Origin of the sequence: Streptomyces sp. AcH 505 (assembly GCF_000818175.1) — a bacterium.
Lineage (GTDB): Bacteria > Actinomycetota > Actinomycetes > Streptomycetales > Streptomycetaceae > Streptomyces.
Genome location: NZ_JTIY01000001.1, coordinates 2396788 through 2410247 on the forward strand (window position 1 = coordinate 2396788; position 13460 = coordinate 2410247).

General features: G+C 70.1%; 13 protein-coding genes. 5 read left to right on the forward strand and 8 right to left on the reverse strand.

The annotated features are described in order from the left end of the window. Positions 1-893 (forward strand): MFS transporter (locus tag HY68_RS11095; RefSeq protein WP_041987561.1); only part of this gene is annotated, 893 nt, incomplete at its 5' end. Between the two features lie 72 nt (positions 894-965). On the opposite strand, the gene HY68_RS11100 is transcribed toward HY68_RS11095, so the two are convergent. Further along, positions 966-1790 (reverse strand): maleylpyruvate isomerase family mycothiol-dependent enzyme, encoded by an 825-nt coding sequence (locus HY68_RS11100; RefSeq protein ID WP_041987564.1) that lies wholly within the window; start codon positions 1788-1790, stop codon positions 966-968. Positions 1791-1965: 175 nt separating this feature from the next. Between HY68_RS11100 and HY68_RS11105 the strand changes: the two genes are divergently transcribed. Continuing rightward, the gene (locus tag HY68_RS11105; RefSeq protein ID WP_041987566.1) at positions 1966-2778 is read left to right on the forward strand and encodes a carbon-nitrogen family hydrolase; all 813 of its coding nucleotides are present in this window, start codon (positions 1966-1968) and stop codon (positions 2776-2778) included. A gap of 52 nt (positions 2779-2830) precedes the next feature. On the opposite strand, the gene HY68_RS11110 is transcribed toward HY68_RS11105, so the two are convergent. Both HY68_RS11110 and HY68_RS11115 read right to left on the reverse strand, forming a co-directional pair. Then, positions 2831-3331, reverse strand: a complete 501-nt coding sequence (locus HY68_RS11110) for an LURP-one-related family protein (protein WP_041987567.1) — start codon at positions 3329-3331, stop codon at positions 2831-2833. Positions 3332-3461: 130 nt separating this feature from the next. Next, on the reverse strand, positions 3462-4151 hold the full coding sequence (locus tag HY68_RS11115; protein WP_052457065.1) for a phosphotransferase: 690 nt from the start codon (positions 4149-4151) through the stop codon (positions 3462-3464). Between the two features lie 54 nt (positions 4152-4205). Here HY68_RS11115 and HY68_RS11120 point away from each other — a divergent pair, with 54 nt between their 5' ends. Further along, complete coding sequence (locus HY68_RS11120) at positions 4206-6107, forward strand: NHL domain-containing thioredoxin family protein (protein ID WP_041987571.1); 1902 nt, start codon at positions 4206-4208, stop codon at positions 6105-6107. A gap of 62 nt (positions 6108-6169) precedes the next feature. On the opposite strand, the gene HY68_RS11125 is transcribed toward HY68_RS11120, so the two are convergent. The 3 genes from HY68_RS11125 to HY68_RS11135 all read right to left on the reverse strand — a co-directional run bounded on the left by HY68_RS11125 (position 6170) and on the right by HY68_RS11135 (position 9958). Continuing rightward, positions 6170-6412 carry a hypothetical protein gene (locus HY68_RS11125; RefSeq protein WP_041987572.1) on the reverse strand — a complete coding sequence of 81 codons (243 nt, stop codon included), beginning with the start codon at positions 6410-6412 and terminating at the stop codon, positions 6170-6172. Between the two features lie 147 nt (positions 6413-6559). Continuing rightward, on the reverse strand, positions 6560-7897 hold the full coding sequence (locus HY68_RS11130; RefSeq protein WP_041987574.1) for a M18 family aminopeptidase: 1338 nt from the start codon (positions 7895-7897) through the stop codon (positions 6560-6562). Between the two features lie 234 nt (positions 7898-8131). Continuing rightward, positions 8132-9958: an acyl-CoA dehydrogenase gene (locus tag HY68_RS11135; RefSeq protein ID WP_041987576.1), complete on the reverse strand. Its 1827-nt coding sequence runs from the start codon at positions 9956-9958 to the stop codon at positions 8132-8134. Positions 9959-10155: 197 nt separating this feature from the next. Here HY68_RS11135 and HY68_RS11140 point away from each other — a divergent pair, with 197 nt between their 5' ends. After that, positions 10156-10656, forward strand: a complete 501-nt coding sequence (locus HY68_RS11140; protein ID WP_041987577.1) for an SseB family protein — start codon at positions 10156-10158, stop codon at positions 10654-10656. Positions 10657-10749: 93 nt separating this feature from the next. On the opposite strand, the gene HY68_RS11145 is transcribed toward HY68_RS11140, so the two are convergent. Next, complete coding sequence (locus tag HY68_RS11145) at positions 10750-11364, reverse strand: hypothetical protein (RefSeq protein WP_041987578.1); 615 nt, start codon at positions 11362-11364, stop codon at positions 10750-10752. Between the two features lie 98 nt (positions 11365-11462). Continuing rightward, positions 11463-12116 carry a hypothetical protein gene (locus HY68_RS11150; protein ID WP_241778530.1) on the reverse strand — a complete coding sequence of 218 codons (654 nt, stop codon included), beginning with the start codon at positions 12114-12116 and terminating at the stop codon, positions 11463-11465. A gap of 278 nt (positions 12117-12394) precedes the next feature. Here HY68_RS11150 and HY68_RS11155 point away from each other — a divergent pair, with 278 nt between their 5' ends. Next, positions 12395-13348, forward strand: coding sequence for a pirin family protein (locus HY68_RS11155; protein ID WP_041987580.1), 954 nt, complete (start codon positions 12395-12397; stop codon positions 13346-13348). Positions 13349-13460: the final 112 nt, after the last annotated feature.

Below are 13460 nucleotides of genomic sequence, written 5' to 3' on the forward strand. Positions count from 1 at the left end.
GGCGCGGGCCGCTGATCACGCAGGTCGCCGCGCTGTTCGGGATGGCGGGCAACCTCGTCTCCACGCTGGTCATCGCGCGCACCCTGCACAGCCTCGGCTGGACGGCGACGTTCGCGGGCAGCGCCATGGCCGGCGTCGTCGTCCTGGTCCTGATGCTGCTGTTCCTGAAGGACCACCCCGAGGGGTACGAGCCGCCGCCCGTCGAACACGCCGGCGTCAGTTACGTCCGCAAGCAGATCGCCGCCGCCTGGCGGGAGCCCGGCACCCGGCTCGGTCTGTGGGTGCACTTCACCACCGGCTTCCCCGCGATGTTCTTCCTGCTGCTGTGGGGGCTGCCGTTCCTGGTCGAGGCGCAGGGCCTGTCCCGGTCGACTGCGGGCGAACTGCTCACGCTGATCGTGCTGTCCAACATGGTGATCGGGCTCGTCTACGGACAGATCATCGGCCGGCACCACGCGGCGCGGCTGCCGCTGGTGCTCGGTACGGTCGGGACGACGACACTGCTCTGGGCCGTCACCCTCGCGTATCCCGGCGACCGGGCCGGGCATGCGCCGATGTGGCTGCTGATCGTCCTGTGCGCCACCCTCGGCGCCTGCGGACCCGCCTCCATGATCGGCTTCGACTTCGCCCGGCCCGCCAACCCGCCCGCGCGTCAGGGCACGGCCTCGGGAATCGTCAACATGGGCGGTTTCGTGGCCTCGATGACGACGCTGCTCGCGGTCGGCGTCCTGCTGGACGCGACCGGCGACAACTACCGGATCGCCTTCTCGTCCATCTTCGTGCTCGAAGCGGTCGGGATCACCCAGATCCTGCGGCTGCGGGCGCGTGCGGTACGCAGGGAGCGGGAACGGCTCGTGGCCAGCCGGGTGGAGGCCGTGCACGTGCCCGCGTGAGACGGAGCGTGAGACGGAGCGTGCGGCGCGCGCAGGCCGGCGGGGATCAGCCCGGGGCCCGGCCGGCGGAGATCAGCGCGTGACCGCGAACTCCCGCAGGATCGCCTCTGCCAGGTCGTAGTCACCGTCGATCTTGACCCGGTCCACCACCGAGGCGAGCCGGACCCGGCCGCAGGCCAGTCGGAAGTACGTCTCCCAGTCCATCGCCAGCGTCACGGCGGGACCGAGCGAGGGCGCGCCGTCGATCGTCCCGCGCCCTTCCGCGTCGACCCGGATCGTACGGAGGAACTCCACCGGTCCGTGCACGTCGAGGACGACGGCCGAACTCGGCGGGGCGCCCGCGTCCTTGGCGACCACCTTCGGCAGCGCGGCCAGCAGCGCGTCGCGCGCCACCAGCGCACCGGGCGAGTCGAGGTTCCCCGGCTTGTCCAGCGCGGTCCGCAGATCCTGCTCGTGCACCCAGATGTCGAACGCCCGGTCGCGCATGGCGGTTTCGAGGGTCTGTTCCGTGCCGAGCGGTGCGCGGACCATCGCGTCGGGCTGGCGCGTCTCGTTACGCAGCTGGCGGTTGCGCCGGATGACCGTGTACTCCAGCTCGGAGGTCATCTCCGGAGCCGTGTGGTGCCGGCGCACGTCGACCTGCATCTCCATGTAGCGGGAGATCTCGCTCTTCACGTGGTAAAGATCACGCGGCAGGGTGTGGATCGGCCGCGGGTCCCCGAGCATCTCGCACTCCATGCCGATGACATGGGAGATGATGTCGCGGACCGACCAGCCGGGACACGGCGTGCGCCGGTTCCACTCGCCCTCGCCGAGTGGCTGTACCAACTCGGCTATCGCTTCCACTGAGTGGGTCCAGGCATCGACGTAGGTTTGAAGGCTGGGATGGACGGTCACGGGACCCCTCGGCGGTTCTGCGGTACGCGGGCTGGCTTGCTGGGTGGCTGGCTGGCTGCGGGCTGCGTGGGAGGTTCGGCAGCCTAAGTTACGCTGCCCGGTGGCACCCCGGCAGTGCTTTCGTGTGACGATCGTAGGCCCGTGTTGACGGCTCGAATGCCAGGACGGTGGTAGTGTGCGCGCCTCGCTCATCCAGATCGCAGTAGACCCGGACGAAACGGTCAATGCGCGCAGGCGGCGCGCGGCATCGCTGGTACGCGAGCAGCGCGGCGCTGACCTGGTGGTCCTTCCCGAGCTGTGGCCGGTGGGCGCGTTCGCGTACGAATCCTTCGCCGAAGAGGCCGAACCGGTCGAAGGTCCGACGTTCGAGGCGATGTCGAAGGCGGCGGCCGACGCCGGGGTCTGGCTGCACGCGGGTTCGGTGGTCGAGGGCGCCGCCGACGGCGTCCTCTACAACACCTCGCTGCTCATCTCCCCCTCGGGCGAACTCGCCCGTACGTACCGGAAGATCCACCGCTTCGGCTTCGACAAGGGCGAGGCGACGCTGATGGGCGCGGGGGACGAACTCGTCACCTTCGAGCTGTCCGGCCTGACGCTGGGCCTCGCCACCTGCTACGACCTGCGCTTCCCCGAGCTGTTCCGGGGCCTTGTCGACGCGGGCGCCGAGGCGTTCGTCGTCCCCGCAGGCTGGCCTGCCCGCCGCCGCGCGCACTGGACGCTGCTCGCCCAGGCCCGCGCCGTGGAGAACCAGGCGTACGTCCTGGCCTGCGCCACCGCGGGCACCCACGCGGGGGTCGAGCAGTCGGGCCACAGCATCGTCGTGGACCCCTGGGGCGAGGTGCTCGCCGAGGCGGGCACCGGCGAGGAAGTCCTGACGGTCGACCTCGACCCGGCGAAGGTGGCGAAGACCCGCCGGCAGTTCCCGGCGCTCAAGGACCGGCGGCTGGGCCTGCCGAAGCCGTCCGCGCAGCCCGAGCCTTCCGAGTAGGGCGTCGCGACAGGGCGTCACAATCCATGTGCGCGGCGGCGGTCACCGTCCCTCAGTGGTCGTCGCCCTCGCGTTCCTTCTCCGCCATCCGGATCACGCACACCGCGACCGCGAGCAGCAGTGAGTGGTCGGTGTCCTCCCGTACGACATCGACGCCGTAGGTCTCGCGCACCCGCAGCCAGCGGCGGGAGATGTCGGCCAGCAGTTCGCCCTCGTACTCGATGGCGAACTCGCGGTCCAGGATCTTGCCGCTCACGTCGAGTTCGGTGCCCTCGACCAGGGTGACCCGGTAGTGGTTGCGCAGCAGCGAGAGCCGCTTCTTGCGGACGGTCGCCAGCGGCTGCTCGTCGCGCTCGATGGTCATCGTGTCCCGCAGGCTGAGCATCTTCTCGCGCAGCGTGATCAGGACGGCCCCCGAGGGGTCCTTGAGTTCCAGGGTGTCACGCAGCCGCAGCGCCTTGCCGTCGACGAGGAAGGCCTTGCGGCCGTGCTCGTCCTCGATCCAGTAGTCGTCGCCGATCGCGAAGATTTTGTCGCGTACGAGGTATTTCATGAAGGACGGGTACCCCCGCCGTACGAGCCGATGACCGACAGGGCGTAGGTGCACGCGTTCGGGTGGGGCGTACGCCGTCACGGACGCGTGCAGCGGAGCACGTGCAGCCGGATCCGCCCGGCCGACGCGCTCAGCGGCCCTGCTCGCTCCGGATCGCGAGCACCTGCGCCACCGCCTCGTCCACCAGGCTCAGCTCCCGCTCGCTCATCGTCGGGTTGGCCAGCCGGCGGGCCCGTACGGCGTCGAGGTGCCCGGGGTCCACGTCGCCGTGCGCCAGCAGCTCGGCGAGACCCACCCGGATCGGCTCGGGCGGCAGCTCGCCGGCCACCATCACCTGCGCGAGGATCAGCGCCGACATCGCCCAGTCGAGCCCCGGCGGCCCTTCCTCGGTGTTGGTCCAGTCGATCACCATGGGGCCGCTCGGCGTGAGGATCACATTCTCCGGATGCAGATCGAGATGCAGGATCCGGTCGGCCGGATCGTCCCCGGTCATCGGCGGCACCGCGTGCAGCCGGTGCAGCAGCCGGGCGAGCATCAGCCCGCCTTCCTGCGGCGTCGTGGTGCCCTGCAGCAGCGACTGGACCATCGTCGGCCCGGACAGCCGCCGCATCACCAGCTCGGTCCGCGCGCCTGCTCCGGGACCCGTGTCCGCGGGCAGCCGCACCTGCGGCACCGGATACCCGTGCTCCCACAGATACGCCATCACGACGGCTTCGTCGGTCACGTCGAGGCCGTCCCTGGTGCGCCGCAGCACCCACTCGTCGTCTATCGCGTACACGTCCGCGCTCCGGCCCGAGCCGAGCAGTTCCCCAGTCCCCATGCGGGGAATCTACTCGGCGCGAAACGCGTGGGGGCGGGGTGGCACCCTTGAACCATGAACAGTGCGACTTCCTCCCCGCGGCGCGTCCGCGTCCGTGCCCCCGAGCTGACCGGCAAGGGCGGCTGGCTCAACACGGGCGACACCTCGTACACCCTCGCCGACCTGCGCGGACGGATCGTCGTACTGGATTTCTGGACGTTCTGCTGCATCAACTGTCTGCACGTGCTGGACGAGCTGCGTGAGCTGGAGGAGAAGCACCGGGACACGCTGGTGATCATCGGCGTCCACTCGCCGAAGTTCGTGCACGAGGCCGAGCATCAGGCCGTCGTGGACGCCGTGGAGCGCTACGAGGTGCACCACCCCGTCCTGGACGATCCCGAGCTGGCGACCTGGAAGCAGTACGCGGTGCGGGCCTGGCCCACGCTGGTCGTCGTCGACCCCGAGGGGTACGTCGTCGCGCAGCACGCGGGCGAGGGCCATGCGCACGCCATCGAGAAGCTGGTCGAGGAGCTGGAGGCCGAGCACGCGGCGAAGGGCACGCTGCGGCGCGGCGACGGACCGTACGTGCCGCCCGAGCCGGTCGCGACCGATCTGCGGTTCCCGGGCAAGGCGCTGGTGCTGCCCTCGGGGAATCTGCTCGTCTCCGACTCGACCCGGCACCAGCTGGTCGAGCTGGAGCCGGACGGCGAGAGCGTCGTACGCCGCGTCGGCAGCGGTGATCGCGGCTTCCGCGACGCCACGGCCGCCGACGGCTCCTTCGCCGCCGCCTCCTTCGCCGAGCCGCAGGGGCTCGCGCTGCTGCCCGACGGCCGGGTGATCGTCGCGGACACCGTGAACCACGCCCTGCGCACGTACGACCCGGTCAGCGGCGCCGTCGAGACCGTCGCGGGAACCGGCAGGCAGTGGTGGCAGGGGTCGCCGACCGCGGGGCCCGCACGCGAGGTGGACCTGTCGTCGCCGTGGGACGTGGCGTGGTGGGCGGACCGGGTGTGGATCGCGATGGCCGGCGTCCACCAGCTGTGGACGTACGACCCGGCCACCGGCACCGTCGAGGCGGTGGCGGGGACGACCAACGAGGGCCTGTTCGACGGCCCCGCGGCCGAGGCGTGGTTCGCGCAGCCGTCCGGCCTCGCTGCGGCGGGGGACCGGCTGTGGATCGCCGACTCCGAGACGAGCGCGCTGCGTTACGTGGAGCGCGCCGCTGGGGAGCGTGCGGGCGAGGCGGGGAGCGGGGGGCGTGCGGGCGAGGGGTACGGCGCGGAGTTCGTCATCCGTACCGCCGTCGGCTCCGGCCTGTTCGACTTCGGCCACCGCGACGGCCCCGGCGCCGAGGCGCTGCTCCAGCACCCGCTCGGCGTGACGGCGCTGCCCGACGGCTCGGTCGCCGTCGCCGACACGTACAACCACGCGCTGCGCCGCTTCGACCCGGCGACCGGTGAGGTGACGACCCTCGCGACGGATCTGCGGGAGCCGTCCGACGCCGTGCTCGTCGGGGACGACATCGTCGTCGTCGAATCGGCCCGGCACCGGCTGACCCGGCTGCGGCTGCCCGAGGAAGCGGTACGGGTCGAGTCGGTCGCCCACCGTACGCAGCGCACGGCGACCGAGGTGGCGCCGGGTGCGTTCGAGCTGGCTGTGGTCTTCACCGCGCCGACCGGCCAGAAGCTGGACACCCGATACGGGCCTTCGACCCGGCTGCTGGTGTCGGCGACCCCGCCGGAGCTGCTGGTCTCCGGGGAGGGCGCGGGCACGGACCTCAGCCGTGAGGTGGTGCTCTCCGACCAGGTCGCCGAGGGCGTCCTGCATGTGTCGGCGATGGCCGCGTCCTGCGACGACGACCCGGCGAACGAGTACCCGGCGTGCCATGTGCACCAGCAGGACTGGGGTGTTCCGGTCCGGCTCGCGGCCGACGGCACGTCACGGCTCGCTCTGGTCCTGGCAGGGATGGACTCCTGACGGGGTGTCAGTACGGAGTGTCAGTCAACATCGGCGACGCTGCCGATGGCTGACGGGGCGCCTCAGTAGTTGCCCGGACCTCCGAAGCCGCCGCCGGCGCCGCGGTCGTCCCGCTGGACGACGGTCTCGGACACGACCGCGCGCCGCCGCCTGGCGATGCTGGTGAAGGTGGCGATCCCGATGATGCCGACCGCCATCATGATCACGCCGACCAGGTCGATGTTGACGCTGTCCGAATGCCAGTCGGTTGCGAAAGTGAGGATCGCACCAACCCCGATAAGAGCGATACATCCGCCGATGCCCATGAATCCCGCCTCCTGATACGAGTGGTGGCCGTTCCGGGCCACTGCTCGGGTACCCCCGACTCGATCGGGCATGCGAGCGTTGGCGGTTGATCGGTCGTCAGGCGGGACGGAAGGTGTTCAGGGGGCCGTTGGCCGAGGTCTGTCCCGTCAGCCTTCCAGGAACGCGGCCAGCACGTTCGCCAGGAGGTACGGGTCGTCGGCGCCGCACAACTCGCGCGCGCTGTGCATCGACAGGATCGCCACGCCCACGTCGACGGTGGTGATGCCGTGCCGCGCCGCCGTGATCGGGCCGATCGTCGTGCCGCAGGGCATCGCGTTGTTGGAGACGAACGTCTGCCACGGGACGTCCGCCTTCTCGCAGGCGGCGGCGAACACGGCCCGGCCGCCGCCGTCCGTCGCGTACCGCATGTTCACATTCACCTTGAGGATCGGGCCGCCGTTGGCCCGGGGGTGGTGCGTCGGGTCGTGCCGCTCGCCGTAGTTGGGGTGTACGGCGTGGCCGGTGTCCGAGGAGAGACAGATGGAGCCGGCCAGCGCACGCGCGCGGTCCTCGAACGTCCCGCCACGGGAGAGCACCGAGCGCTCCAGCACCGTGCCGAGCAGCGGGCCGTCGGCGCCGGTGTCCGACTGGGAGCCGCTTTCCTCGTGGTCGAAGGCGGCGACCACGGGGATGTACGGCAGGGGCTCGTCGGCGGCGGACGTCCCGTCCGGGGCGGGGGTGTCGTCAGGGGTGGGGTTGGCGACGGCGGCCAGCGCGGCGGTGGCCGCGTGCACCGAGAGCAGGTTGTCCATCCGGGGACCCGCCACCAGCTCGCGGTCGCGGCCCAGATAGCCCGGCGGCTCGACGGGATACGGCATCAGGTCCCAGCCGGTGATCTCGGCGGCGCCGACGCCGCTCTCCTCGGCGACGAAGCGGATCAGATCGCCTTCGTCCGGCTCCCCGAGGCCCCAGATGGGCTGCATGTGCCGCTGCCGGTCCAGCTTGAGCCCGTCGGTGTTCACCGAGCGGTCCAGATGCACGGCGAGCTGCGGGACGCGCAGCACGGCGCGGTCGACGGCGACCAGCCGGTGGGTGCCGTCGCGCAGCGAGATCCGCCCTGCCAGGCCGAGGTCGCGGTCGAGCCAGGTGTTGAGCAGCGGTCCGCCGTAGATCTCGACGGCGACCTGACGCCATCCGTAGGCGCCGATGTCGGGCTGCGGCTTCACCCGCAGGCTCGGCGAGTCCGTGTGCGCGCCGATGATCCGGAACGGCGTGTGCGCCGCCGCGCCCTCCGGCACGAACCAGGCGATCAGGGCCCCGCCGCGCAGCACGAACTTCCCGCCGGCCGCGCCGTCCCACGCGTCGGTCTCCGACACCTGCCGGAAGCCCGCCTTCTCCAGGCGCGCCGCGGCGTTCGCCACAGCGTGGTACGGCGACGGGCTCGCCGCCAGGAAGGACATGAGGTCGTCGGTGTGGCCGCGGTCGAAGCGGGGGGAAGAACGCATGCCTTCACCTTAACGACGGCTTATGACACCTGCTCTGCGCCTGCCAAGAGCCTTGACAGGCGGCTCCGCCCATGGGCGGAGGTTTGGTGCGACAGGCGTCAAAGCGGTCGGGAGCGGGAGGAACACGGGGTCCGGGGCGCTGGGGGGTTGCTGCGGCGGCACACAACTGTGGGGCGTTCCTCCGGACCGAGGACCCGGTCCGAACGAACGCCCCACACCTGACAGTTGCGCCGGTCAGAAGGCCGACTCGGCCAGCTCCATCAGCGAGCTGTCCACCGACTCCGCCAGCGCCCGCTCGGCCGAGACACCCGGCAGCACGTTCGCCGCGAAGAACTTCGCAGCGGCGATCTTGCCCTGGTAGAACGCGACGTCCTTGGCCGCCGCCGTCTCCAGCTTCTCCGTCGCCACCGCGGCACCGCGCAGCAGCAGGTAGCCGACGACGACGTCGCCCGAAGCCATCAGCAGGCGGGTCGTGTTGAGCCCGACCTTGTAGATGTTCTTGACGTCCTCACCGGTGGAGGTGAGGTCGGTCAGCATCCGCCCGACGATCGCCTCCAGGTCGACGGCGGCCTTCGCGAGCGCGTCACGGGCCGGCGCCAGCTCCGTACCGCCCGTGCCGACGGCGAGGAACTGCTTGATCTCCTCGGCCAGTGTGTTCAGCGCCACACCCTGGTCGCGGACGATCTTCCGGAAGAAGAAGTCCTGGCCCTGGATGGCCGTCGTGCCCTCGTAGAGGGTGTCGATCTTGGCGTCCCTGATGTACTGCTCGACCGGGTACTCCTGCAGATAGCCGGAGCCGCCGAAGGTCTGCAGCGACTGCGCGAGCTGCTCGTACGAGCGCTCCGAGCCGTAGCCCTTCACGATCGGCAGCAGCAGGTCGTTCAGGCCGTTGAGCGCCTTCACGTCCTCCTCGGCCGCTTCCTTGACCGCGATCTCGTCCTGGAGCGCCGCCGTGTACATCACCAGGGCGCGCATGCCTTCCGCGTACGCCTTCTGCGTCATGAGCGAGCGGCGTACGTCGGGGTGGTGCGTGATGGTGACCTTGGGCGCGGTCTTGTCCATGAACTGGGCCAGGTCGGGGCCCTGCACGCGCTCCTTGGCGTACTCCAGCGCGTTCAGGTACCCGGTGGAGAGCGTGGCGATGGCCTTCGTGCCGACCATCATCCGGGCGAACTCGATGATGCGGAACATCTGGCGGATGCCCTCGTGCTTGTCACCGATCAGCCAGCCCTTGGCGGGGTGCCGGTCGCCGAAGGTCAGCTCGCAGGTGTTGGAGACCTTCAGACCCATCTTGTGCTCGACGTTCGTGGCGTAGACGCCGTTGCGCTCGCCCAGCTCGCCGGTCCCGAAGTCGAACTCGTACTGCGGCACCAGGAAGAGCGACAGGCCCTTGGTGCCGGGTCCGGCGCCCTCGGGGCGGGCGAGCACGTAGTGAAGGATGTTCTCCGAGAGGTCGTTCTCACCGGACGTGATGAACCGCTTCACGCCCTCGATGTGCCAGGAGCCGTCCTCCTGCTCGACGGCCTTCGTCCGGCCCGCGCCCACGTCGGAGCCCGCGTCCGGCTCGGTGAGCACCATCGTCGACGTCCACTGCTTGTCGACGGCGATCTCGGCGATCTTCTTCTGCGCCTCGTTGCCCTCCTCGAAGAGGACGCCGGCGAAGGCGGGGCCCGAGGCGTACATCCACACGGCGGGGTTCGCACCCAGCACCAGCTCCGCGTACGCCCAGATCAGGGAGCGGGGCGCGGTCGTGCCGCCGATCTCCTCGGGCAGCCCGAGCCGCCAGTACTCGGCGTCCATGAAGGCCTTGTAGCTCTTCTTGAAGGAGGCCGGGAGGGGGGCGGTGTTGGTGTCGGGGTCGAAGACCGGGGGGTTGCGGTCGGCGTCGGCGAAGGACTCCGCGAGATCGTTCTCGGCGAGGCGGGTGACCTCGGCGAGGATGCTCTTCGCTGTCTCCGCGTCCATCTCGGCGAACGGACCGGTGCCGTACAGCTTGTCGCGTCCGAGGACCTCGAAGAGGTTGAACTCGATGTCGCGGAGATTCGACTTGTAGTGCCCCATGGCGACGGCTCCGTAAGGCTCGTGTGGCTCGTGGCTCGTGTGTCGGCTGTCCAAGTATGGGCTTCGCACGTGGTTGTGTACGCGGCTGTGTACTTGGCTACCTACGATGATGCTACCCATGGGTAATAAGACGCAACCCCGACAGGTCATCTGTGACGAGGCTCCCTCGGGGCCCATTCGTCAGTACTCTTGCGTGCATGTACGGCTACGACCAGACCCCGGGCGCACAGCAGCAGTACGCCGCGCCGCCCCAGCAGCCGATGGGTGGCCAGCCGATGGGCGGCCAGCCCATGGGTGGCGTCGGCGGGTACGGCGAGCAGCCGCTCTACCCGGAGCCGTCGCCGCCTTCGCTCGGTGACGCCGTCAGGGCCTTCACGACGGGCTCGCTGGCCGCCGAGGACTTCCAGCAGATCTTCGCGACGTCGAAGGTCTACTGTCCGCGCGGCGACAACCCGGGGTTCCTGGCGCTGCACAACACGCAGCAGCCGGTGATCCCGATGTTCAGCACGCTGAAGGAGCTGCGCAGGTACGCGGGCAAGGAGTCCAAGTACTTCGTGATCACGGGCGCCGAGGTGATCGACCTGCTGCCGACGGGGTACGGCTTCGTCCTGGACATGGAGGGCGACCACCGGATGGTCTTCGACGCGAAGGCGGTCGAGCAGATGGTGGACTTCGCGATGCGGCGGATGTACGGCTGAGGTTTTCCTGACGGCGACGGCCCGGCCCCCGCGTAGAGGTACAGGTACGCGGGGGCCGGGCCGTCGTGGTGTTCTGTGTTCTGCGGGCTGTGGTCAGGCGCAGTGTTCCGCGCGCTCCTGGTCCGTCATCGCCCGGGTGTGCTGGGTCTTGGTGCTGGGCGCGTCGGGCAGCGGGCCGGTCGCGTCGAACGGCACGTACCAGTAGTAGTGGCCGTAGAACGGGTCACCGAAGTGCAGCTCGTAGGTGCCAGAGACGTGCTGCATCTGGGCCTCGCGGGTGATCCAGCCGACCTCGCCGGGACGGACGTCGACGTTCGTCTGCTCGGACTCGGTGTGGGAGCTCTCCCAGGTGTGCTGGTAGCTGGTCTCGATGGTCACCTTGAAGACCTCGGAGAAGCCGTACTCCGCGCTCAGGGAGACGCCGAGGCTGTTCGACTCGCCTGTGGTGTCCGACCAGCCGACGGTGGAGCGCTGGAGGTCGGCGGTGCAGTTGTAGGCGCTGTCGCCGACCTGGTGGGCCTCACCCATGGAGACGGAGGGCGGCCCGTCGGGGTGGAAGACGCAGAGGTCGCTGCCGTTGTCGCACTTGTCGAGCAGCTCGCGGGAGGTGGGGGTCTCCTCGGCGGAGGCCGTGCCCGTGGAGAGGGCGGCGCTGCCCGCTGTCGCGAGGGCCACCAGCAGCATGGACAGGCGTGCTCTTTTCGTCATGGATTTCTCCGAACGGTGTGGGGGGATATGTGCGGGGGTGTGGGGGTTTCCTTGGGGGTTTTCGTGGGGGTTTTCGTCGGCGTGTTGACGTGTGCGTGTCAACTAAACCCGACGGACTGGGCGCGGTCGTTCATGAACGAGCCCACGTCGGCGGTGTTCTCGTCGAACGGACCGTCCCTGTCACCGGTGAGGTTCGGCTCCGGGTAGAGCCAGATCCAGCAGTCGGCCCAGGGCTGCACGGACGAGACGCGGTTCTTCCAGTCGTCCGGGAAGTCGTACTGGTACTCGATCCAGCCGTCCTTCACGCAGGGCGCGGTCCCGGTGATCGTCAGTGACGATCCGCCGAACTGGACCTCGTCGAAGAAAGTGCCCTGGACGACGGAGTCGGCGGCGGCGAGCGTCGACGATTTCGCCGACTCCGACTCCGACTCCGACTCCGACTGCTTTGACTGCTTCGACCGGGTGGGCGCGTTGAAGCGCTTCATCTCCGTACGGAACGACTGGTCGCCGGCGGCCGCCTTCGCGGAGGCGGGGGTGTCGGTGACCTGTCCGCCGGTCGCCGCCTCGATGGCGTCGGGGAAGGCGGCGAAGCAACTGTCCGCGCCGGTGGCGCTGTTCACGACGCAGTGCCGGGCGGCGGTGCCGGAGGCTGTCTCGTCCGGGGCTGCGGCGTCGGCGGACGGCGCGGCGAGCGCGCCGGTGACCAGGAGCGTCGCAGCGACGAATGCGGTGGTGCGGGCGGTTCTTACCACGATAAGCAACTCCGTTCTTTCGAAAGGTAGTTGGTCGCAGAGCGCCTGCTCGAAACGGCGGAAGGGCAAACCGGAAGCCCGCTATTGCCCGCTATTGGGGCGGGAAGTCCCTGGTGGGGCTGGAGTACCTGCCCGATCGCCGTGGTTTTCGCGGACGGGGCTACGCGCGTCGCGGGCGGGGGAGAAGGCGCCGGGGGGCGGCGGGGAATGAAGTGCGCCTTGCGGGATGTTCACCGTTCAACTAAATTGGAACGCGAAGACTCCCGAGGAGGGCCCTCATGCCTGCTGTGACCGTCGAGAACCCGCTGACTCTGCCGCGGGTGTCCGCCGCGGCCGATGCCGTGGCCCGCCCCGTGCTGGCCGTGACCACCGCGCCCGGCGGATTCGAGGGCGAGGGCTTCCCGGTGCGCCGCGCCTTCGCCGGGATCAACTACCAGTACCTCGACCCGTTCATCATGATGGACCAGATGGGCGAGGTGGAGTACGCGGCGGGCGAGGCCAAGGGCACGCCCTGGCACCCGCACCGCGGCTTCGAGACCGTCACCTACCTGATCGACGGCACCTTCATCCACCAGGACAGCAACGGTGGCGGCGGCACCATCCAGAACGGTGACACGCAGTGGATGACGGCGGGCTCCGGCCTGCTGCACATCGAGGCGCCGCCGGAGGCGCTCGTCATGGCGGGCGGACTCTTCCACGGGCTGCAGCTCTGGGTGAACCTCCCGGCGGCCGACAAGATGATGGACCCCCGGTACCAGGACATCCGCGGCGGCCAGGTCCAGCTGCTCACCTCGCACGACGGCGGCGCGCTGCTGCGCGTCATCGCGGGCGAGCTGGACGGCCACGAGGGCCCGGGCATCACGCACACCCCGATCACGATGATCCACGCGACGCTGCGCCCCGGCGCCGAGGTCACGCTGCCGTGGCGCGAGGACTTCAACGGCCTGGCGTACGTGCTGGCCGGCCGCGGTTCGGTCGGCACGGACCGCCGGCCGGTGCACACGGGCCAGACGGCGGTCTTCGGCGACGGCGCGTCGATCACGGTCCGCGCGGACGAGATCCAGGACGCGCACACCCCGGACCTGGAGGTCGTCCTGCTGGGCGGCCGCCCGATCCGTGAGCCGATGGCGCACTACGGCCCGTTCGTCATGAACAGCCAGGCCGAGCTCAAGCAGGCATTCGAAGACTTCCAGGCCGGCCGCCTGGGAACGGTCCCGGTGCCGCACGTATAAGGCCTTCCGGCTCACTCCCCCCGCCCCGCCGCAGCTCGCTGCGACGGGGCGGGGGGCGGTTGATGGGCCGGGGGCGTGTGCGGGCCGGGAGGTTAGGTGACGAGGCGCCCTT

What these genes read in the sequence shown, in the direction of transcription:
- HY68_RS11125 (WP_041987572.1), bottom strand. Translation starts at nt 6,412, where the DNA reads ATGGGCATCGGCGGATGTATCGCTCTTATCGGGGTTGGTGCGATCCTC.
- HY68_RS11120 (WP_041987571.1), top strand. Translation starts at nt 4,206, where the DNA reads ATGAACAGTGCGACTTCCTCCCCGCGGCGCGTCCGCGTCCGTGCCCCC.
- HY68_RS11115 (WP_052457065.1), bottom strand. Translation starts at nt 4,151, where the DNA reads ATGGGGACTGGGGAACTGCTCGGCTCGGGCCGGAGCGCGGACGTGTAC.
- HY68_RS11140 (WP_041987577.1), top strand. Translation starts at nt 10,156, where the DNA reads ATGTACGGCTACGACCAGACCCCGGGCGCACAGCAGCAGTACGCCGCG.
- HY68_RS11145 (WP_041987578.1), bottom strand. Translation starts at nt 11,364, where the DNA reads ATGACGAAAAGAGCACGCCTGTCCATGCTGCTGGTGGCCCTCGCGACA.
- HY68_RS11130 (WP_041987574.1), bottom strand. Translation starts at nt 7,897, where the DNA reads ATGCGTTCTTCCCCCCGCTTCGACCGCGGCCACACCGACGACCTCATG.
- HY68_RS11135 (WP_041987576.1), bottom strand. Translation starts at nt 9,958, where the DNA reads ATGGGGCACTACAAGTCGAATCTCCGCGACATCGAGTTCAACCTCTTC.
- HY68_RS11110 (WP_041987567.1), bottom strand. Translation starts at nt 3,331, where the DNA reads ATGAAATACCTCGTACGCGACAAAATCTTCGCGATCGGCGACGACTAC.
- HY68_RS11155 (WP_041987580.1), top strand. Translation starts at nt 12,395, where the DNA reads ATGCCTGCTGTGACCGTCGAGAACCCGCTGACTCTGCCGCGGGTGTCC.